Below are 20,778 nucleotides of genomic sequence, written 5' to 3' on the forward strand. Positions count from 1 at the left end.
CCATGCTGGGGCCCGTGTATCTCTGCTGGGGCCCGTGTATCTCTGCGGGTGCGCTGTGTATGTCTGCGGGTGCGCTGTAGCTGGTCGCGCAGTTCCCCGCGCCCCTGAAGGGCGCCTCTGCCCGGCTCATCTCCTGCGGGGCGCCTCGCTCCATGCCAAAGGGGCGGTCCACCCCGCTCGGGTGGACCGCCCCTGGCTTGGCTGGCGGGTGTCAGACCTTCAGCGGCCTGATCGCCGTGGGCGCGTGGCCCGGCTCTGTGGCGAGCTCCTCGAACTCCTTGACCGCGCTGATGTCGGCCGTGGGGCTCATGGAGATGTTGGTGATGCGCTCCAGGATGGCCTCGACGACGACCGGGACCTGGTGCTCCTGAGCCAGCTTCTTGGCCTGCTCGAACGCCGCGCCCAGTTCGTTCGGGTCGGTGACGCGGATGGCCTTGCAGCCCAGGCCCTCGGCGACCTTGACGTGGTCGACGCCGTAGACGCCCAGCTCGGGGCTGTTCTGGTTCTCAAACTCCAGGTTGACCTGGAAGTTGATCTCCAGGCCGATCTGCGCCTGGCGGATCAGACCCAGGTAGGCGTTGTTCACCAGGACGTGGACGTACGGGATGCGGTGCTGCGCGCCGACCGCCAGCTCCTCGATCATGAACTGGAAGTCGTAGTCGCCGGACAGGGCGACGACCGGGGTTTCCGGGTCGGCCGTGGCGACGCCGAGCGCTGCCGGGATCGTCCAGCCGAGGGGGCCCGCCTGGCCGCAGTTGATCCAGTGGCGCGGCTTGTAGACGTGCAGCATCTGGGCGCCCGCGATCTGCGAGAGGCCGATCGTGGTGACGTACCGCGTCTCCGGGCCGAAGGCCTTGTTCATCTCCTCGTAGACGCGCTGCGGCTTCATGGGGATGTTGTCGAAGTGTGTACGGCGCTGGAGGGTCTCCTTGCGCTCCAGGTGGGATGCGACCCACTCGGAGCGGTCGGGCAGCCTGCCCGCGGCCTTGAGCTCCTTGGCGACCTCGACGAAGAGCTCGAGGGCGACCTTGGCGTCGGACGCGATTCCGTAGTCCGGAGCGAAGATCTTGCCGATCTGGGTCGGCTCGATGTCGACGTGCACGAACTTGCGGCCCTCGGTGTACACGTCCAGCTTGTAGCCGGTGTGACGGTTGGCCCAGCGGTTGCCGATGCCGAGGACGAAGTCCGACTCCAGGAACGTCGCGTTGCCGTAGCGGTGGCCGGTCTGCTGGCCGACCATGCCCGCGTTCAGGTCGTGGTCGTCGGGGATCGTGCCCCAGCCCATCAGGGTCGGCACGACAGGGGTGTTGGTGAGCTCGGCGAACTCGACGAGGAGGTCGCTCGCGTCGGCGTTGATGATGCCGCCGCCCGCGACGATCAGCGGGCGCTCCGACTCCAGGAGGAAGCCGATGGCCTTCTCGATCTGGGCGCGGTTCGCCGCCGGCTTGTAGACCGGCAGCGGCGCGTACGTCTCGACGTCGAACTCGATCTCCGTCTGCTGGACGTCGATCGGCAGGTCGATCAGGACCGGGCCCGGCCGGCCTGAGCGCATCAGGTGGAACGCCTGCTGGAAGATGCCGGGGACCTGCGCGGCCTCCAGGACCGTGACGGCCATCTTCGTGACCGGCGTCGCGATCGTCGCGATGTCGACGGCCTGGAAGTCCTCCTTGTGGAGCAGGTGCGTCGGCGCCTGGCCCGTGATGCAGAGGATCGGGATCGAGTCGCCGGTCGCGGAGTACAGACCGGTGATCATGTCGGTGCCCGCCGGGCCCGACGTACCGATGCAGACACCGATGTTGCCGGGGTTGGCACGGGTGTACCCCTCGGCCATGTGCGAGGCGCCCTCGACGTGGCGGGCGAGCGTGTGGTCGATGCCACCGCCCTGCTGGAGCTCCTTGTAGAACGGGTTGATCGCCGCGCCGGGCACACCGAACGCGTTGGTGACGCCCTCGCGCTTGAGGATCTCAACTGCCGCACGGGCAGCGGTCATACGAGCCATGGGGTTCTCCTGCTTCGACAACAGCTTCGACAGCTTCGAAAGCTTTTCGGCTGACGGATACGGCTGGCGGATCCGGCTCCCGTCGCGCCCCGCGGCGAGCTTTGGTTTTCCGCATTGTGGAAATTATGTTCTGCTATATGGAAGCAATGTAGGGGGGTGCGGTGGAGACCGTCAAGAGATGTCCGGGAACCGGGCCGCACGACGCGGCGTCCCCATCGGTGAATTGGGGCCACACCATCGAGGGGGCGAGCGTGGCCGCATCACCGCAACGTTTTGGCTGCTGGACGACCGGACCGCTCCTCGGGCAGGGCGCCGACGGCAGAGTTCATGTCGCGTACGACGGAGCGGGCCGCACGGTCGCCCTCAAGGTCGTGCACCGTTCCCTCGCCGGGGACGACACGTTCCGGGCCGGCTTCGCGCGCGAGGTGGCCGCCCTGGGCGCGGTGCGCGGGCCGTGGACCGCGGCGCTCGTGGACGCGGACCCCGGTGCCGCCGTGCCCTGGCTCGCCACGGAGTACGTTCCGGGGCCGACGCTGGCCGCACGGGTGGGCGACGACGGCGACCCTCTCCAGGTGTCCGAGTTACGTTCCCTCGCCGGCGCCCTGGCGGGAGCCCTCAGCGCCATCCACCGGGCGGGACTCGTGCACCGTGACCTCAAACCGTCGAAGGTGCTCCTCTCCCCCGCCGGACCCCGCGTGACCGGCTTCGGCGGTGCGCCGGGGGCCGCAGGGTACGCGGCGCCGGAGCAGTTGACGCGGGGTGCCGCCACGCCCGCCGCCGACGTGTTCTCGCTCGGCGCGGTCCTCGCCTTCGCCGCGACCGGCCGCGCCCCCTTCGGCAACGGCCCGTCCGACGCGGTCGGCTACCGCACCCTGCACACCGAGCCGGACCTTGCGGGCGCCCCGGATGACCTGCTGCCGCTGATCAGCGCCTGCCTCGCGAGGACCCCGGGCGCCAGGCCCACCCCGCGCACCGCCGCCCGCATGGCGGGGCTTCCGCTGCCGGGCAGCAGGCGCCGGGCGTTCACCGTGGCGGGCACCCTGCTCACCCTGGCGGGGGTGCTGCTTGCGCCGGGCGGGGCCGGGGACGCGGGTCCGGGTCCGGGTCCGAGTCCGGGTCCGAGTCCGGGTCCGAGTCCGAGTCCGGGTCCGAGTCCGGGTCCGGGTCCGGGTCCGGTCAATCGGCTGCCCCTGTGAGCCCCCTTGGTGGACGATGGACTCTCCACTCCACGGCCGGGACCACGGCCGGGGTCCTGCGGACGGTGAGGGTGATGACGCAGAGCAGCGTGCCGGTGCGGTGCCCCGTCTGCCGCCGCGAACATGCGTACGCACCGCCGGCGTATCCCTGCGTGTGCGGCGCCCCCGTGATCCCTCCGGTGACGCGCGGCGCGGCGGTGTCGCCGGTCACGGACCTGACGTGGGCGGACGAGTGGGTGACGGTGCTGTGCCTCGCGTGCGGGCGCCCGGGGCAGTGGCCGCAGCCGGAGCTGGACTGCGGGTGCGGGGCGGTGCTGCGCATTCCGGTGGGGCAGCCGCCGGTGGGGCCACCGCCGGGGACGCCGCCGGGGCGGACTCCGCCAGTGGGTCCGGCGCACATCCCGCTGCCCCGGACGGCTCCGGTGCCGCGCCCCGCCTTCCAGCCGATCGCTGTCCGTACGGCGCGGGACGTGGTGACCGTGGCGGCGCTGTACCTGCGGTGGCTGGGGTACCGGGACATCGGCAGGGCGGTCGCACGGGCGCCGTCCGGCATACGGGTTACCGCGAAGGGCGTGGTCGCCCTGATAGAGCCGTCCGTACGCCCCCTGTCCGCGCGTGACGTGGAGTGCGTCTGGCTCACCGCCATGGCGGACTCGACGGCCTGCCTCTGTTTCTCGCTCGCCGGTTACGAGGATGCGGCTCATGCCCGCGCGGAGTCCCTGTCGGTCCCCCTGTTCGTCATCGACCTCACGGGCGCTCCGCAGCCGGTGAATTCACCGGCGGACGAGCTGATGGCCACGGGGGTGCGGTAGGGGCGGAACTCCGGTGCTCAGCGCGGCTGCCTGCTCCCCGTACACCTGTCTTCTACTCCCCATACACCTGGCGCAGCTCCACCTTGCGCACCTTGCCACTGACCGTCATCGGGAACGCGTCCATGAGCCGGAGCCGGCTCGGCACCTTGTAGCGGGCGAGCTTCTCTCCGCAGTACGCGTGCAGCTCGTCCAGCGTCAGCGGATCATCGGCGTCCCTCGGAATCACGCAGGCCAGCACCGCCTCGCCGTACCGCTCGTCCGGGACTCCGACCACCTGGACGTCCGCGATCTTCGGGTGACCGTACAGGAACTCCTCGATCTCCCGGGGGTAGATGTTTTCGCCGCCCCGGATGATCATGTCCTTGATGCGGCCGACGATCTGGACGTAGCCGTCGTCCCGCATGACCGCCAGGTCTCCCGTGTGCATCCAGCGCCCCGCGTCGATCACCTCGGCCGTGTGCGACGCCTCGTCCCAGTAGCCGAGCATCACGCTGTAGCCCCGCGTGCACAGCTCACCGGAGGCGCCGCGCGGCAGAGTCACACCGCTGACCGGGTCGACCACCTTCACCTCGATGTGCGGCAGTACGCGCCCCACCGTGCCGGTCCGCCGGTCCAGGTCGTCCGTGCGGCGGGTCTGCGTCGAGACCGGGGACGTCTCCGTCATCCCGTAGCAGATGGAGACCTCCGCCATGTGCATCTCGGCGACCACCCGCTTCATCACCTCGACCGGGCAGGGCGAGCCCGCCATGATGCCCGTACGCAGCGAACTCAGGTCGTACGTCGCGAAGTCGGCGAGGTTCAGCTCCGCGATGAACATCGTCGGCACCCCGTAGAGCGAGGTGCACCGCTCCTGCTCGACCGCGTGCAGCGTGGCGACCGGATCGAAGGACGGCGCCGGAATGACGACGCAGGCACCATGGGTCGTAGCGGCCATATTGCCGAGAACCATCCCGAAGCAATGATAAAAGGGCACGGGCAGGCACACTCGGTCCTGCTCCGTGTAGCCGACCGTCCGCCCCACCCAGTAGCCGTTGTTGAGGATGTTGTGGTGGGAGAGGGTGGCACCTTTCGGGAAGCCTGTCGTACCGGACGTGTACTGAATGTTGACCGGGTCGTCGCAGCTCAACTCGGCCTCACGGGAGGCCAGTTCGGCGGCGGAGACCGCCCCCGACGCGTCCAGCAGCGCATCCCACGAGCCGTCCTCGATGTAATGAACCGACCTCAACTCGCCGCAGCTGGGACGCACTTGATCAACAAGCGTCCGGTAGTCGGTGGTCTTGTGGGCCTGTGAGGCGACCAGGACCGTGATCCCGGCCTGCTTGAGTACGTACTCCAACTCGTGTGAGCGATACGCCGGGTTGATGTTCACCATGATCGCGCCGATCCGCGCGGTGGCGTACTGCACGAGCACCCACTCGGCACAGTTCACCGCCCAGATGCCGACGCGATCCCCCTTGGCGACTCCGGCCCCCATGAAACCCCGCGCCAACTGGTCCACGGCGGCGCCGAATTCGGCGTACGTCCAACGCGTACCCCCCGCCACATCCACCAGCGCGTCCCGCTCCGGCCAGGCTTCGACCGCCCGGTCGAGGTTGCGCCCGATGGTGTCACCGAGCAGCGGCGTCGTACTGACACCATGGGCATACGACAGTTCGCTGACGCTCACAGCGGATCCACACTCCCCCAGCTCTCCGGCGGTGGCAGAGTGATGCCGTTCTCCGCGATCCGCGTTCCCGTCACATGAAGCACGGCGTCAGTGTGACCCGGGGGTCGACGCCGCGTCGACCCCCGCACCCCTTCACCTCACCGCCTACCGCGCTCCAGCCACTCGTCCGCCGACCCCTCCGCCGTCCGCCCCCTCAGATCCACCCGCCGGATCTTGCCGGAGATGGTCTTGGGCAGCTCCTCCGTGAACTCGATCCGCCGGATGCGCTTGTAGGGAGCAAGGACGGACCGCGTGTACCCGAAGATCGCCTCCGCTGTCTCCTCGCCCGGCGACCAGCCCTCGGCCAGTACGACGTACGCCTTCGGAACCGCGAGCCGCAGCTCATCCGGTGCGGGCACCACCGCGGCCTCCACCACCGCCTCGTGCTCGAGGAGCGCGCTCTCCAGCTCGAAGGGCGACACCTTGTAGTCGGAGGATTTGAAGACGTCATCACTGCGGCCGACATAGGTGAGGTACCCATCGGCGTCGACCGAGCCGATGTCACCCGTGCGGTAGTAGCCGTCCGCCATCGCCTCGGCGGTGCGCTCCGCGTCCCCGTGGTAGCCGGTCATCAGGCCGACGGGCCCCGCCGACAGGTCCAGGGAGATCTCCCCCTCCGCCGCTCCCGGTTCGCCGGTGACCGGGTCGAGGAGCGTGACCCGGTAGCCGGGGCTCGGTCGGCCCATGGAGCCGGGGAGCAGGCGCTGGCCGGGAGAGTTGGCCACCTGGACCGCCGTCTCCGTCTGGCCGAAGCCGTCCCGGATCACCACGCCCCAGGCGCGGTTCACCGCCTCGATCACCTCGGGGTTCAGCGGCTCACCGGCCGCCACGATCTCCCTCGGCGGCTTGCGCAGTTGGCCCAGGTCCGCCTGGATCAACATCCGCCACACCGTGGGAGGCGCGCAGAAACTGGTAACGCCCACCCGGTCCATCTCCGCCATCAGGCGGCCCGCGTCGAAGCGCGTGTAGTTGTAGATGAAGACAGTCGCCTCGGCGTTCCACGGAGCGAAGAGGTTGGACCAGGCGTGCTTGGCCCAGCCCGGCGATGAGATGTTGAGGTGTACGTCGCCGGGCTTCAGCCCGATCCAGTACATCGTCGTCAAGTGGCCGACGGGGTACGACACATGGGTGTGCTCCACCAGCTTGGGCTGAGAGGTCGTGCCCGAGGTGAAGTAGAGCATCAGCGGGTCGTCGGCCGCCGTGGGGCCGTCCGGCTCGAAGGTCTGCGGGGCCGATGCCGTGTCCGCATAGGACAGCCAGCCCTCGCTCGGAGCGCCGTCCCCGACCACGATCTTCGTGTACGTGCCCGGCACGCCGTCGAACTTCTCGACGTCCTCACCACGGGTGATCACATACCGCGCCCTGCCCCGCTCGATACGGTCCCGCAGATCGACCGTCCCGAGCAACGGGGTCGCCGGGATCATCACCGCACGCAACTTCATCGCGGCCAGCGCCGTCTCCCACAGCTCCGCCTGGTTGCCCAGCATCACCAGGATTCGGTCGCCCGCCGTGACGCCCTGCTGCCGGAGCCAGTTGGCCACCTGGTTCGAGCGTGCCGACAACTCGGCGTAGCTGAACCGCTGTTCAGCCCCGCCCTCCTCGGCGATGTGGAGCGCCGTACGGTCGTTTCCCTCGGCGATCGCGTCGAACCAGTCCAGCGCCCAGTTGAACCGCTCGAACCGGGGCCAGCTGAACCCCTCGTACGCGGCCTCGTAATCCTCACGATGCCGCAGCAGGAAGTCCCGAGCCCTGCGGAACTGTTCCGTGCCGCTGGTCCCCGTCGTCGTCATCGCGCTCTCCTCGTCGCCGGTGGGTTGAGCTGCCGCAATTCCATGACAGGCACCTTACGCAGCGGCTCGGCCTGCGGATTGAATGGGCGCAGAGGTTGAATGGGCCACGGAGGGGGTGATGGGCATGGTGTCCACAGACCGTTTTCTCGCCTTCGCGGCGATGTCGCTGCTGGTGATCGTGATCCCGGGGCCGAGCGTCCTGTTCGTGATCGGCCGGGCCCTGGCCCATGGCCGCCGCACGGCCGTGGCGACGGCGCTCGGAAACGTCCTCGGGTCGTACGTCCTCGTCCTCGCGGTGGCGTTCGGTGTCGGCTCGCTCGTCGAGCGGTCAGCCGCGGTGTTCATGGCGGTGAAGCTGGCGGGGGCCGCTTATCTGGTCTTCCTCGGGGTTCAGGCCTTCCGGCACCGCAAGGAGATGCAAGCCGAGTCCATGGCAGCGGCGTCGCCCGGGGAGGCGCGCACCGATCTGCGCACGGTCCTGGACGGCGCGCTCGTCGGCGTGACGAACCCGAAGGGCATCGTGTTCTTCGCAGCGGTGCTGCCCCAGTTCGTCGACCACTCGGCGGGACATCTGCCCGCCCAGATGCTGCTCCTCGGTCTCGTCCCGATCAGCATCGGCCTTGTCACGGACACGCTGTGGGGCCTTACGGCGTCCGCTGCCCGTTCCTGGTTCGCGCGCTCGGACCGGCGCCTGTCGCTGATCGGAGGAGCCGGGGGCGTCACGATGATCGGGCTCGGCGTGACGGTCGCGGCGACGGGCAGGGCGGACTGAGGCCTTCACGGTTCAGCGCTCGATGGCTGCCGCTGCCGCTCAGCGCTCCATGACGGTGCCGAAGCGGATGTCGTACGTACGCGCCCCGCTCATGGGCCCGCTCAGCAACCGCTCGGCCTCCTCGGTCAGTTCGTGCCGCTGCGCCTTGGTGAGGGTGCCGAACGGCTCGATCGTGAGGACGGCGGCGTCCTTGTCCGCGCCCATGCCCTCCTCCAGGCGCCATACGCCCGCCAGGAATCCGTCGACCAGGAAGACGCTGTAGGCGAAGTTCCCCTTCCATGTGCGGCCCTTGTACTCGGGCGGTACGACCCGGCCGCGGTCGGCGTGCGACAGAAGGAGGTTGTCGTACTCGGGCAGGAAGCGCGCCGGGGCCGGGGTGTCCGCGTCGGGGAGTGGCGCGTCGGGCAGGTCGAAGAGCTCGACGCCGCTCCCGTCCCGGAACGTACGCAGCTGGGGCCGCAGCCGCTCGAAGACCTCCCGCAGCCGGGTCAGGCCCGCCCAGGTCTGCATGTCCTTGACGGAGGCGGGCCCGAAGGCGGCGAGGTAGCGAAGGACGGTGGCGTCGGGCGTGGGCACCGGCTCGCTCGGGCGGCCGAGCCAGTGCTCGGCGGTGGTGAGCGCGACCTGACCGCTGCGCCGCCACAGGCCACGCGGAGTGACCTGGACCAGCGGCAGCGAACAACGGGCCGCGACGGCGAGGGACTGCGAGTCGGCATCGGGCCACCGGGGCAGCAGGACCTCCCGGAGCTGCTTCATCGTGCGCGGCTCCTCCTCGACGGCGGCGCGGGCGAGCGAGGCGAGCTCTCCCAGGTCGACGCCGACCAGGCCCTTGCGAAAGGCGTGCAGCTCACGGTCGCGCGCCGCCTGCACCAACGGGCGCAGGGTGAGGGCGTCATCGGCGGTGTGCAGGTGGATCGTGGAGCGCATGGTGACGATGCGTACGAGGTCGCGCGAGGCAAGGAGCCCGGACAACTCCTCCGGGTCGAACGCTTCGAGCCGGGCGGCGAGCGCGTAGTAGGGCGGCTTCACGTTCTGCGCCTGAAGCCCGAGGAGATGGGCGACGGCGTCCGCGACGGAGAGGTCACCCGAGCGGCGCAGGAGGAGCTGCCGGTCGAGGGTGGCACGGTTGAGGGCGCGGTTGCCGAGTACGGGGGCGGCGGCTTGCGGCCTGGCTTGTGCCTGTGTGCGGGGCGTCCCCGGCGTCATCGTCATGCTCCGCACGCTAGCGGGGCTTGAGGACATCCACGGTGAATTCTGTTTCCGCCTCCTTCTTGAGCCGCAGTTCTCCGAGTGGGGTCTCTACGGTGAGCGCCATGAGGGAATCCTCCAGATCTGACGGACCGTCAGTATAGGACCGTCACGCGTCGGCCACGGCGGACTCGTACGCACCGCGGGGCAGTTCCACAGTGATGCGGAGCCCGCCGGCAGGGCGCGGCGTGAGGGTGAGGGTGCCGTCGTGTGCCTGGGTGATGGTTCTGACGATGGCCAGTCCGAGGCCGACGCCTGCATGGTCGGTGTGTGTGCGCTCGATGCCGCGTCGGAACGGTTCGGTGAGTGTGGAGACCTGCTGTGGGGTGAGCTGCTCGCCGGTGTTCTCGACGGTGAGCAGCACCGTGTTCGGGCGGACGCCGGTATCGGTATTCACCCGGACCGTGCCCTGTGCGGGCAGGTTGTGGACGATCGCGTTGTGGACGAGGTTCGTCGTCAGCTGCAGCAGGAGCGCCTGCGAGCCGGTGGTGGGGGTGATGTCGCCGCTGGTTTCGAGGGTGACGCCATGCGTTTCCGCAAGGGGAAGGAGTGTTTCGGTTGCTTCTTCGGCCAGGAGGGACAAGTCGACGTGTTCGCGGGTGAAGGACCGCTGGTTGGCGCGGCTGAGCAGGAGCAGCGCCTCGGTGAGGTCGATGGCTCGGGTGTTGACGGCGTGGAGGCGGTCGACGAGTTCGCCGGTGTCGTGGTTCGGGTCGGTGCGGGCCACGTCGAGCAGGGCCTTCGAGATCGCCAGCGGGGTACGCAGCTCATGAGAGGCGTTGGCCGCGAATCGCTGCTGTTCGGCGACGTGCGCTTCGAGCCGTACGAGCATCATGTCGAAGGCGTCGGCGAGTTCGCGGAACTCGTCCTTGCGGCCCGGCAGCCGGATCCGGTGAGAGAGTGATCTGCTCGTGGCCATGCGGGTGGCGTCCGTGATGCGGGTCAGGGGGGCGAGCATACGGCCGGCGAGGATCCACCCTCCGACGAGGCCGAACACCAGCAGGAATGCCATGACCGCTGCTGCCCTCGGAGCGAAAACCTCCAGGAGGGCGGACCGGATGGGGAAGACACCACTCGTGGGCTTGTCGTCGGGGTTGTAGAGCATCGCGCGGTTGGGGACGTAGCGGAGGAGGAACACCCACACCGCCGCGAGCAGCAGTCCACCGGCCACCATGAGGAACCCGGCGTAGCTGAGGGTGAGTTTGAGGCGAACGCTCAGGCCGGGTGCCCTATCCACGGTCTTCTCCCTCGGCTCCGGCCGCTGGTCGCGTGTCGATGCGGTAGCCGACGCCCGGCACGGTGGCGATGGTCCAGGGTTCACCGAGACGCTTGCGCAGGGCCGAGACGGTGATGCGTACGGCGTTGGTGAACGGGTCGGCGTTCTCGTCCCAGGCGCGTTCCAGGAGTTCTTCGGCGCTGACGACACCGCCTTCGGCAGCGACGAGGACTTCGAGCACGGCGAACTGTTTGCGGGTGAGCGCGACGTAGCGCCCCGCGCGGTACACCTCGCGGCGGAACGGATCGAGGCGCAGCTCCGCGATCTCCCGCACGGGCGGCCTGTGGTGCGCGCGCCGGCGGTCGAGTGCTCTGAGTCTGAGCGCGAGCTCCTGGAGTTCGAACGGTTTCGTGAGGTAGTCGTCAGCGCCGAGCTCGAACCCGGTGGCCTTGTCGTCGAGCCGGTCGGCAGCGGTCAGCATGAGGATCGGTATGCCGCTGCCGGAGGCGACGATGCGTCGGGCGATCTCGTCACCGGACGGTCCCGGGATGTCGCGGTCGAGGACGGCGATGTCGTAGGTGTTGATGCTCAGCAGCTCCAGAGCGGTGTCGCCGTCAACCGCGAGGTCGGCGGCGATCGCTTCCAGGCGGAGGCCGTCGCGGATGGCCTCCGCCAGATAGGGCTCGTCCTCGACGATCAGTACACGCATCGTCTGAGGTTACGAGTCGGCCCATATCGTCGGCGTATCGAAAACCGCATACGGGCCGGCAACACCGCGCTGCCTTGACTGGCGGCATGACTCGCATCCCACCACCGGCACGAACAACGACCCCCTGGATCCGCCGGTTCCTCGTCATCGGCCCGGCGGTCGTCCTAGCAGTGATCATCGCGGTCCTCGGCTATGAGGGATCGCGGTCCTCTTCCTCCTCACCTCCCTCGGGCTCCTTGTCCCTCTCGGCCGCACCGCCCTCGTCCACCGATCGCGGTGAGCACCGTGGTGCGCTCGGCGAGGCGGACGGTGTCGTCGACGACGGCGTGACGGTCTTCGATGACGCGACTCCGGCGGTGGCCGACCTCGACCCGGATCTGCTCAAGGCCCTTCGCCGGGCCGCGAAGGACGCCGCGGACGACGGAGTCGAGTTCTACGTGAACAGCGGCTGGCGCTCCCCGCAGTACCAGGACCGGCTTCTTCAGGAAGCGGTCTCCAAGTACGGGTCCGAGGAAGAGGCCGCCCGATGGGTGGCCACCTCGGCGACGTCTCCTCATGTGTCGGGCGACGCGGTCGACATCGGGCGCTCCGATGCGACGGCGTGGCTGTCCGAGCACGGCACCGAGTTCGGGCTGTGCCAGATCTACCGGAACGAACCCTGGCACTACGAACTGCGCACCGAGGCGATCGACCTCGGGTGTCCGCGGTTGTACGCCGACCCCACCGAGGACCCGAGGATGCGGAAGTGACGTGGATGAACACGGCGGAGCCGTGGAAGCGCGGCCCGGTGCTCGCGGTGCTCGCGCTGATGCTGGGCCTGCTCATGCTGCTGCACACGAAGATCCCGAACCGGACCGGGGGCATCGGCAGCCTGGTGGAAACCTTCCTGCCGTGGTTCGGCCTGTTCATCCCGGTGCTGCTCGCCTGGGCGCTGTGGCGCCGCTCCCCCTCCGCGGTGGCCGCGCTGCTGCTACCGGTCGCCGTGTGGCTGAGCCTCTTCGGCGGGCTGCTGGGCGGGCTGCTGGGCGGCATGTCCCCATCGGCCGGTGACCTCACCGTGGTCAGCCACAACGTTGGCGCCGACAACCCCGACCCGGCAGGCACCGCACGCGACCTTGCCGCCTCCGACGCGGACCTGCTGGCCCTGGAGGAGCTGGCCCCCGAGGCTCGGAGTGCGTACGAGAAGGGTCTTGCGAAGGCGTACCCGTACCGCACGGTCCAGGGCACGGTCGGGCTGTGGAGCAAGCTGCCGCTGTCCGACACCGAGCCGGTAGACATCAAGCAGGACGTCGGGCCACTGGGAGACGCCAAGTCGGCCGAGGTCAAGCTGCCCTACAACCGGGCACTGCGCGCCACGGTGGCCACGGACCACGGGCGCCTCGCCGTGTACGTGGCCCACCTGGGGTCCGTACGCGTGAATCCCAGGTCGGGCTTCTGGACGGGCTCGCGGGACAGAGGCGCGCAGGCGCTCGGCGAGGCCGTCGCCGCCGAGCGGAACGAGCGGGTGGTGCTGCTCGGCGATCTGAACGGCACCACGGACGACCGTGCGTTCGACGGCCTCACCGCACGGCTGCGCTCGGTCCAGGACACGGCGGGCGACGGCTTCGGCTTCAGCTGGCCGGCGAAGTTCCCGATGGTGCGGATCGACCAGATCCTGGTCCGCGGTGTGGAGCCGAAGAGCTCGCGGGTCCTTTCGGCCACCGGCAGCGACCATCTGCCGGTGGCAGCCGGGATCAGCTGGTGAACGTCGCGCGACCCGTTCCGTTCGGCCTGGCGGCCTGCTTCAGGTCGCCGGGCCGCTTCAGGTCGCCGGGCTGCGTCTGGTGGCGATCTCGCGCAGCAGTTCCATGACGGCTCGGGCTCGGGGGGTCTGTGTCACGCCCTGCACCGTGGCCAGTTTCAGTTCCAGTGGCGTACGTCCGTCCCTGAGTTCCAGCTCCACGACCTCGCCGCCGCCGTAGGTCTGTCCGGTGGCCGGACGCTGGTTCAGCACCGAGTAGCCGAGTCCGTTGGCCACCATGGAGCGGACGGTCTCGTAGCTCTGGGTGCGGTAGCGCACGTCGGGTGCGGTGCCGCTGTCCGCCACGAGCGCGCGGAAGTAGTCGCGCGTGTAGGGGAGGTCGAGCAGGACCAGGGGTTCGGCGGTCAGTTCGGCCAGCTCCACCGTGCCGCGGCCGGCCAGGGGGTGACCGGCGTGGACGATGGCGTAGGCCGGGAAGCGGGCGATGGTCTCCCCGTGCGTTCCCGGATCCGCGGACAGGCCGAGGTCGTAGGTGAGGGCGAAGTCGATGCGTCCCGCGTGCAGTGCCTGGAGGAGTTGTTCGGCCTCCGCCTCCACCACGTCGATCTCTATGGCCGGGTATCGGCTGGTGGATTCGCTGAACAGGGCGGGGAGGTAGAACGGCGCGAGTGTGACGAAGCATCCGACGGTCACGGGACCCGACAGTGTCTCCCCGCTGCCGCGGGCCTCCCCTTCGACTTCGCGCGCACGGGCGAGGAGCTCGCGGGCCTGGTGCTGGAGCCGCTCCCCCGCCGGTGTCAGGATCAGCCCCCGGCCCCTGCGGCGGATGAACAGCTGTACCCGCAGGTCGTGTTCAAGATTGTGGATGGCGGTGGACACCGCGGACTGCGCGATGTTGAGCTCGGCCGACGCCGCCGTCATGGAACCGCGCTCCGCCGCGACGAGGAAGTAGCGGAGCTGTACGAGGGTGAAACCCACCGGTGACGTCATGCGTGATCCCTGCGCCTTGCGGTCCGTGTCCGCCCTCGACCTTATGCCGATGTCGGTGTCGCGGTGTCCAGCGTGTGATCGGGGACGTCCTCGATCACGTCCTCGGTCACGTCCTCGGTCACATCCGAGGTCACATCCTCGGACATGTCCTCCGGACGCAGCAGGGAAGAACCGACGGTTTCCCGGAGGGTCAGAGCGGCGACGAGCCCGACGGCGGCGAACACCATCAGGTAGAAGCCGGGCAGCAGGGTGCTGCCGGTCGCGGAGATCAGCACGGTCATCACGTACGGCACCGTGCCCGCGAAGAGGGCGGCGGTGATGTTGTAGGCGATGGACAGGCCGCTCTGGCGGGTGCGGGTGGGGAAGATCTCCGCCGACCACACCGCGTAGGTGCCGAGGATCGCCGCCAGTACGACGCCGAGCAGCAGACCCGCGATCCAGGTCCCGGCAGGACCGGTCCGCATGAGGAGGAAGGCAGGGGCGGAGCCCACCAGGAGGGCCGCTGTCGCCCCGACGAAGACCGGCTTGCGTCCGACGCGGTCGGACAGGTGGCCGAACACCGGGACGAGCACGAGGCCGAGCAGTGAGATCACGGTGGTCAGCAGGGCGGCGCTGTCGGCCGACTGCCCCAACTGGTCGGTCTGGTAGGTGACCAGGTACGTCAGCACGGTGTAGAAGGGCACGTGCATGGCGGTCATCAGGCCCGCCGCCTGGAGCAGCTGGCGCTTCTCCGAGCGGAGCAGTTCGCGTACGGGGCTGCGGGGGACGGTGTCGTTGGCTTCGAGCGACCGGTACTCGGGGGTGTCCTCGATCTTGTTGCGGATGATGAAGCCGATGATGCCCAGCGGCGCGGCGATGAGGAAGGGGATGCGCCAGCCCCAGGAGGTCAGCTGGTTCTCGTCGAGGCCCGCCGAAAGCAGCAGGAAGACGAACGAGCCCGCGAGGAAGCCCAGCAGGGAGCCGACCTCCAGCCAGCTGACCCCGAATCCGCGACGGCGCCGGGGGGCGCTCTCGGCCAGGAAGCTGGCCGCGCTGCCGAACTCGCCGCCCGCGGCGAAGCCCTGTATCAGGCGCAGCACCAGCAGGAGCAGGGGAGCGGCGATGCCGATCGTGTCGTAGCCGGGGAGCAGGCCGATCGCGAGGGTCGCACCCGACATCATGAAGATGACCAGTGACAGCGTCCGCTTGCGGCCGATCTTGTCGCCGAGCGGCCCGAAGACCATGGCTCCGATCGGCCGGATACCGAACGACACCGCGAACACGCCGAACACGGCGAGCAGTCCGGTGGTGCTGTCGTCGGAGGGGAAGAACACGGTCGCGACGGTGCCGGCGAGATAGGCGTAGGCAGCCCAGTCGAACCAGTGCACGAACACGCCGATGGCGCCCGCGGCAACGCTTGTGCGCAATGCGACCACGTCGGTGGCCACCTCGGCCTCGGGCGTCGTGGCGCCGGTGTTGTGGGTGGACATACGCGGGCCTCCTTTGTGGTGCGGGGGGGGGAGCGGTCGGCGCCTGCCGTCAGAGTGCGGGCAGGCCGGTCAGGGAGGCCGGGCTGATGAGCACGGTCAGTTCCGCCTCGGTCAGCAGGTCGCGCTCACGTATCAGGTCAAGGGCGGGCCTGCCCGTGTGGTGAGCCTCCAGCGCGATGGCGCAGGCCGTCTCGTAACCGATGGTGGGACTGAGCGCGGTGACCAGGCCGGTGGAACCGGCGACGATCTCCGCGAGTCGGTGCCGGTTGGCGGTGATGCCCCGCACGCAGTGCTCGGTGAGGACTCCGATGCCTGCGGTGAGGAGTCAGGGACATCGGTGTCCTCCGGTTCGTCGGGGGTCGAGGGGGCCGCGCCGATCGCCATCGCCCCCGTCATTGCGGTGCTCCCCCGCCTGGCACAGCCCGGTCGATACCGGTCCAGGCCAGCGCGACCGCCCCGTCCAGCAGCGCCCGTTGTGCCTGGCCGCCCACGCAGAACGCAGCGAACTCGTGCTGGTGGTTGGTGGCGGGCAGCGAGCCGATCCCTATGTAGGGGTGGATGGCCGGAACCACCTGGGAGACGTTGCCCATGTCGGTGGAGGCGCGGTTCATCCGGGCGGCCTGACCGGGCGGCGCGAATTCGCGGCCCAGCGCGACGGCGTTGCGGCGGTAGTTGCCGAGTGCCGTCTCGTCGGTGCGGAACTCCGCGTACGGCCTGCTCTCCGGCTCGATCTCCAGCGTGGAGCCGGTCGCCAGGGCCCCCGCCTCGAAGGCCCTCATGACACGTGGCTCGAGCTCGGCGAGCTCGGCCAGGGTCTCGGCCCGTACGTACCAACGTCCGCTCGCCCGCTCGGGAATGGCGTTCGGGGCGCTCCCGGCATGGGTCACCACGCCGTGCACCCGGGCCGAGGCAGGCAGCTGCTGGCGGAGCAGGCCGATGGCGACCTGGGCCACGGTGAAGGCGTCGGCCGCGTTGATCCCGGCTTCCGGGTAGGCGGCGGCATGAGCGGACTTCCCCGTGTACGAGATCTTGGAGTGGCTGACCGCGAACGGGCGGGCCTCGGCGACGTCGACCGGCGCCGGGTGGACCATCATGGCGAGGTCCACTCCGGCGAAAGCTCCGCGATCGAGCATCTCGATCTTGCCGCCGCCGCCCTCCTCGGCGGGTGTGCCGTAGACCTCCACGGTGAGGCCCGCCTCGTCGGCGACGGCGGCAAGTCCGAGCGCGGCCCCGACGGAGGTCGCAGCGATGAGGTTGTGCCCGCAGGCGTGGCCGAGACCGGGCAGCGCGTCGTACTCGGCGCACAGCGCGATCCGCGTCGGACCGCTGCCGAACGTCGCCGAGAACGCCGTGTCCAGACCCAGGTAGGAAGAGGTGACGTCGAAGCCGGCGCGGTCCAGGAGTTCCGGCACCACGGCGGCGGCGCGGTGCTCCTCCCAGGCCGTCTCCGGATCGGCGTGCAGGCGCTCGGAGAGGGCGATCAACTCGTCGGCGTGCCGGTCGATCTCACTCCGCGCGGCCTCTCGCAGCGTGCCCATCACAGATCACCCGGTACGCCGTACGAGGGCGCGGCAGCGGGGTCGAGTCCGCGTCGTACGTAGTCGTCGCGCTGCGGCAGCCAGAGTCCGACCAGCTCCGCGAGGCGGTCGACAGGGTCGTCGGCCCAGTCCACCCGCAGGTCGGTCACCCGCCAGCCCACGTCCGCGACGACGGCAAGGCCCGCGGAGCGCACCGGTCCCGCCTCGCCACCCGCGGCAACGGCCGCGCGCATGGCGGCGGTCAGACGCTCCTCCAGCTCGCCGGTGGCCTGGGCGAAGGCGTCGAGAAGTACCTGCGGGATGTGCTCACCGGCCAGCATGTTGCCCGCCGCGACCGCACCGTCAGCGGTGGCCGACGCGTGCGTGCCCAGCGTCCCCGAGCCGCTGTAGGCGAATCCGGGGCCTGAGCGGCCGAGGACCGTGAGCTGCCGGTGCTCGATGGTCTTCGCGTTCCGCGCCGCACCGGTGACATCGGCCAGTGCGCGCCCCGCGTCACCGTGTTCCGCGAGTCCGGCCAGCAGACTCGTGCCGAGCGTGGGGTCGGTGACGTTCTGTGAAGCCGCCGCGCCGACGCCGGGCCGCAGATGGACGACGCGGGCCGCGACCGCCGGACTCGACGAGCTGACCGCGATGCCGAACCGCTCACCATCGCGTACCACCAGGGAGAACGTCATGCCTGCTCCTCCTTGGGGATCACGGCGATCGCGTCGATCTCGCACAGCCACTCGGGGCGGGCGAGAGCCGACACCACGAGGCCGGTGGAGATGGGGTGCACGCCCTTGGTCCAGCGGCCCACCGTTCGGTACACGGCCTCGCGGTAGCGCGGGTCGATCAGATAGATCGTCAGCTTGACCAGATGCTCCATGCGGCTGCCCGCCTCTTCGAGCAGCATCTTGATGTTGGCCATCGCCTGCTCGGCCTGGGCCTCGGCGTCACCGACACCGACCGACTCGCTGGTGTCGAGATCCTGGCCGATCTGGCCGCGGACATAGACAGTGTCACCGGCCACGACGGCCTGGCAGAGGTCGTTGTAGAGGCTCTGCTCGGGATAGGTGTCGCGGGTGTTGAACGGCCGGATCCGGGTGTGCCCGCCGGCGACGAACGGGGTCTGTGCCGCGTCGGCCTGCGCCGCGTCGACCTGGTCCGTGCGGCCGTACGCGAGGTAGCCACGCCGGGTGGTGATGTGGTCGGCGATGTACCTGGCGTCGTGCCAGACGCCCCAGATGAAGCTCGACCCGCGGCGGGACAGCCAGGGCAGGCCCAGGAAGTACACGCCGGGTTCGCGGGACACGCCTCGGCGCTGCTCCGGTCGGCCCTTCTCGTCGAACGTGTCGGCCTCGAGCCAGCTGTAGTCGGCGGCGAAGCCCGTCGCCCAGACGATCGAGGTGACGCCGGCTCCGGCCAGGTCGAGCTCGAGACGGGGGTCGGTCACGCATTCCGGGTCCGGGCCGAGGACGTGGGCCTGCGGCTCTTCGGGAAAGTCGAGCCCGTTGCGTTCGACGTACTCGTCGGCAGCCTGGAGGAGTTCGAGGTACTTGGCGTCGCCCAGCGCGATGTTCGTGGCGAGGTCCGGCGCGAAGCGCAGTACGCCGTCGTCGTAGGACCCGGTCATGCCGACGAGCTCGATGCCGTCGGCGGCCAGGGCACGGAAGTCCACGGTGTGGCCGCCGCGGGCGCCGCTGACCGCGATGGTGACGTGTTCGGCGCCCTCAGGAGGCGTCTCCGCGTCCCAGCGCCCGAGCACACCGAGCCACCAGCAGAAGTCACGTTCGCGGTACTCGCGGGGCGGCCGGTCGTGCGGACCGACGGAGAGGAAGACCTGGCGTCCCGACCGGCGCAGCTCGTCGGCGATCTGGACCCCGGAGGAACCGGCCCCGACCACGAGGACGGCGCCCTCGGGCAGTTGCCCCGGATTGCGGTACCCGCTGGAGTGGATCTGCACGGGGACGGCCCCGTCCGGGACGATGGGCGGGATCACGGGCCGCTGGAACGGTCCGGTAGCCGCGACGACGAAGCGCGCGTCGATGGAACCTTCCGACGTCTCGACCCGGAAGCCGGTCCTGCCCGCGTGCTTGCGCACCGAGGTCACCTCGACACCGCACCGCACCGGGGCGCCGATCTTCTCGGCGTACGTGGTGAAGTACTCCGCGACCTGCTCCTTCGAGGCGAAGGCAGCGGCGTCGACCTCGGAGAACTCGAGCCCCGGGAACCGGTCGTGCCAGGCGGGCCCGTTGGCGACCAGGGAATCCCACCGCTCCGAGCGCCACCGCTCGGCTATCCGGTGCCGCTCCAGAACGACGTGCGGTACACCATGGGCGCCCAGGTGCTCGCTCATGGCCACACCTGCCTGGCCCGCCCCGACGACGACTACTTCAGTCTCTTCACTAGGCACTTCAGCCTCCGCTCCTGCGGTAGTCCAACCCGGTGGCGCATGGATCCCGGTGTCGCGCCGACCGTGCTACCGCAGGAGAAATCCTGGAGTGCCCCCGAAGTACTGTCCAACAGATGTTTTAGTTGCAGCCGATCTGATTTATTGATTCAGATTGATTCAGCTGTGCGGGAGGATCACGGCCCGCCCGTTGATCTTGCCTTCGCGGAGGCGTTCGTACGCCTTGGGCGCTTCGTCGATCGCGTAGGTCTCGACGTGCACGTCGATGGCACCGGCCCGCGCCAGGTCGAGAACCTCGATCAGTTCGGCCCTTGTGCCCCAGTACGGGGCCCGCACCGCGGCGTCGTAGGGGGTGACTCCGAAGCCGACGAGTGCGCTGCCGCCGCCGATTCCGACGATGATGATGTCGCTCTCCATGGCGGCGCAGGCCGTCGCGATGGCCACGGTCGGCGAGGCACCCACGAAGTCGAAGACGGCCTCCGCGCCCCGGCCTCCGGTGGACCGGCGGATCTTGACGGGCGCGTCCGCGGTGGACAGCAGCGCCTCGTGCGCTCCGACTTCCCGCGCCAGCTGCAGTTTGTCCTCGGCCACGTCCAGGGCGATCACCTGGGCGGGAGTCAGCGCACGCAGCAGCTGGATGGCGATGTGACCGAGACCTCCCGTGCCGATGACCACGGCGGTGCTGCCGGGCGTGAGCTTGGGCAGTGCGGTCTTGATGGCGTGATAGGGCGTCAGACCGGCGTCGGTGAGCGGCACCGCGCTGACGGGATCGAGGCCGTCCAGGGGCACCAGGTGCCGCGGGTCGTCGACGATCATGTACTCGGCGAGGGCGCCAGGAGCCCCCAGGCCCGGCGGGCGGATGCCGAGTTCCGCGGCGCGCAGGCAGTAATTCTCCTTGCCCTGGGCGCAGTTGTGGCAGGTTCCGCAGCCCCAGGGGCCGTACACGGCGACCGGGTCCCCGATGGTCAGTCCGCCGACGCCGCCGCCGAGGGCTTCGACCGTTCCGGCACCCTCGTGCCCGAGGGTGAGCGGCAGGGGGAAACCGAGTTGGTCGGCGGCCTGACTCATCACGGCGATGTCCGAATGGCACACGCCGGCAGCGGTCACCTTTGAGCAGCACCTGCCCGGGGCCGGGCTCCGGGACGGGGAGGTCCACAACCTCGGGAGCGGCGCCGACGGTTCGGTACTGGACGGCCTTCATGAC

At 69.8% G+C, this 20,778-nt stretch carries 17 protein-coding genes and 1 pseudogene; 5 read left to right on the plus strand and 13 right to left on the minus strand.

Annotation, left to right across the window (positions count from 1 at the left end; translation table 11 throughout):
• Positions 1-211: 211 nt before the first annotated feature.
• Entirely contained in the window at positions 212-1,990 is a 1,779-nt protein-coding gene (gcl, locus tag ACGFSB_RS06765; protein WP_393395810.1) for a glyoxylate carboligase, read from the minus strand.
• 260 nt (positions 1,991-2,250) lie between these two features.
• Here gcl and ACGFSB_RS06770 point away from each other — a divergent pair, with 260 nt between their 5' ends.
• Both ACGFSB_RS06770 and ACGFSB_RS06775 read left to right on the plus strand, forming a co-directional pair.
• Positions 2,251-3,195, plus strand: a complete 945-nt coding sequence (locus tag ACGFSB_RS06770; protein ID WP_393395103.1) for a serine/threonine-protein kinase — start codon at positions 2,251-2,253, stop codon at positions 3,193-3,195.
• A gap of 74 nt (positions 3,196-3,269) precedes the next feature.
• Positions 3,270-4,007: a hypothetical protein gene (locus ACGFSB_RS06775; RefSeq protein WP_393395106.1), complete on the plus strand. Its 738-nt coding sequence runs from the start codon at positions 3,270-3,272 to the stop codon at positions 4,005-4,007.
• 52 nt (positions 4,008-4,059) lie between these two features.
• Here the strand turns inward: ACGFSB_RS06775 and ACGFSB_RS06780 are convergent, their stop codons facing one another.
• Both ACGFSB_RS06780 and ACGFSB_RS06785 read right to left on the minus strand, forming a co-directional pair.
• Entirely contained in the window at positions 4,060-5,673 is a 1,614-nt protein-coding gene (locus ACGFSB_RS06780) for an AMP-binding protein (RefSeq protein ID WP_393395109.1), read from the minus strand.
• Positions 5,674-5,810: 137 nt separating this feature from the next.
• Positions 5,811-7,502 (minus strand): AMP-binding protein, encoded by a 1,692-nt coding sequence (locus ACGFSB_RS06785; RefSeq protein WP_393395112.1) that lies wholly within the window; start codon positions 7,500-7,502, stop codon positions 5,811-5,813.
• A 124-nt stretch (positions 7,503-7,626) separates the two neighbouring features.
• Here ACGFSB_RS06785 and ACGFSB_RS06790 point away from each other — a divergent pair, with 124 nt between their 5' ends.
• Positions 7,627-8,274, plus strand: coding sequence for a LysE family translocator (locus ACGFSB_RS06790; protein ID WP_393395115.1), 648 nt, complete (start codon positions 7,627-7,629; stop codon positions 8,272-8,274).
• Between the two features lie 39 nt (positions 8,275-8,313).
• Here ACGFSB_RS06790 and ACGFSB_RS06795 read toward each other — a convergent pair whose 3' ends face one another.
• From ACGFSB_RS06795 to ACGFSB_RS06805, 3 genes are all read right to left on the minus strand, one after another.
• On the minus strand, positions 8,314-9,486 hold the full coding sequence (locus tag ACGFSB_RS06795) for a winged helix DNA-binding domain-containing protein (RefSeq protein ID WP_393395118.1): 1,173 nt from the start codon (positions 9,484-9,486) through the stop codon (positions 8,314-8,316).
• 145 nt (positions 9,487-9,631) lie between these two features.
• On the minus strand, positions 9,632-10,759 hold the full coding sequence (locus ACGFSB_RS06800) for a sensor histidine kinase (protein WP_393395120.1): 1,128 nt from the start codon (positions 10,757-10,759) through the stop codon (positions 9,632-9,634).
• Positions 10,752-11,447: a response regulator transcription factor gene (locus ACGFSB_RS06805; protein WP_393395123.1), complete on the minus strand. Its 696-nt coding sequence runs from the start codon at positions 11,445-11,447 to the stop codon at positions 10,752-10,754. Before ACGFSB_RS06805 ends, ACGFSB_RS06800 begins: the two co-directional genes overlap by 8 nt.
• A gap of 86 nt (positions 11,448-11,533) precedes the next feature.
• Between ACGFSB_RS06805 and ACGFSB_RS06810 the strand changes: the two genes are divergently transcribed.
• A complete protein-coding gene (locus tag ACGFSB_RS06810; RefSeq protein WP_393395126.1) occupies positions 11,534-12,196 on the plus strand; it encodes a M15 family metallopeptidase in 663 nt (220 codons plus the stop codon).
• A 5-nt stretch (positions 12,197-12,201) separates the two neighbouring features.
• Positions 12,202-13,191 carry an endonuclease/exonuclease/phosphatase family protein gene (locus ACGFSB_RS06815; RefSeq protein ID WP_393395813.1) on the plus strand — a complete coding sequence of 330 codons (990 nt, stop codon included), beginning with the start codon at positions 12,202-12,204 and terminating at the stop codon, positions 13,189-13,191.
• Positions 13,192-13,248: 57 nt separating this feature from the next.
• Here ACGFSB_RS06815 and ACGFSB_RS06820 read toward each other — a convergent pair whose 3' ends face one another.
• From ACGFSB_RS06820 to ACGFSB_RS06850, 7 genes and pseudogenes are all read right to left on the minus strand, one after another.
• On the minus strand, positions 13,249-14,178 hold the full coding sequence (locus tag ACGFSB_RS06820; RefSeq protein WP_393395129.1) for a LysR family transcriptional regulator: 930 nt from the start codon (positions 14,176-14,178) through the stop codon (positions 13,249-13,251).
• Positions 14,179-14,219: 41 nt separating this feature from the next.
• Positions 14,220-15,647: an MFS transporter gene (locus ACGFSB_RS06825; RefSeq protein ID WP_393395132.1), complete on the minus strand. Its 1,428-nt coding sequence runs from the start codon at positions 15,645-15,647 to the stop codon at positions 14,220-14,222.
• A 49-nt stretch (positions 15,648-15,696) separates the two neighbouring features.
• The gene (locus ACGFSB_RS06830) at positions 15,697-15,933 is read right to left on the minus strand and encodes a hypothetical protein (RefSeq protein ID WP_393395135.1); all 237 of its coding nucleotides are present in this window, start codon (positions 15,931-15,933) and stop codon (positions 15,697-15,699) included.
• 106 nt (positions 15,934-16,039) lie between these two features.
• Entirely contained in the window at positions 16,040-17,185 is a 1,146-nt protein-coding gene (locus ACGFSB_RS06835; protein ID WP_393395138.1) for a M20 family metallopeptidase, read from the minus strand.
• Positions 17,185-17,859: a DUF1028 domain-containing protein gene (locus ACGFSB_RS06840; protein ID WP_393395141.1), complete on the minus strand. Its 675-nt coding sequence runs from the start codon at positions 17,857-17,859 to the stop codon at positions 17,185-17,187. The genes ACGFSB_RS06835 and ACGFSB_RS06840 overlap by 1 nt, the downstream gene beginning before the upstream one ends.
• Positions 17,856-19,577, minus strand: coding sequence for an NAD(P)-binding domain-containing protein (locus ACGFSB_RS06845; RefSeq protein WP_393395144.1), 1,722 nt, complete (start codon positions 19,575-19,577; stop codon positions 17,856-17,858). Before ACGFSB_RS06845 ends, ACGFSB_RS06840 begins: the two co-directional genes overlap by 4 nt.
• A 156-nt stretch (positions 19,578-19,733) precedes the next feature.
• A pseudogene (locus ACGFSB_RS06850) lies at positions 19,734-20,775 on the minus strand (NAD(P)-dependent alcohol dehydrogenase).
• Positions 20,776-20,778 lie beyond the last annotated feature (3 nt).

The organism is Streptomyces sp. NPDC048441, from assembly GCF_043200235.1.
In the GTDB taxonomy this organism is placed as follows: Bacteria; Actinomycetota; Actinomycetes; order Streptomycetales; family Streptomycetaceae; genus Streptomyces.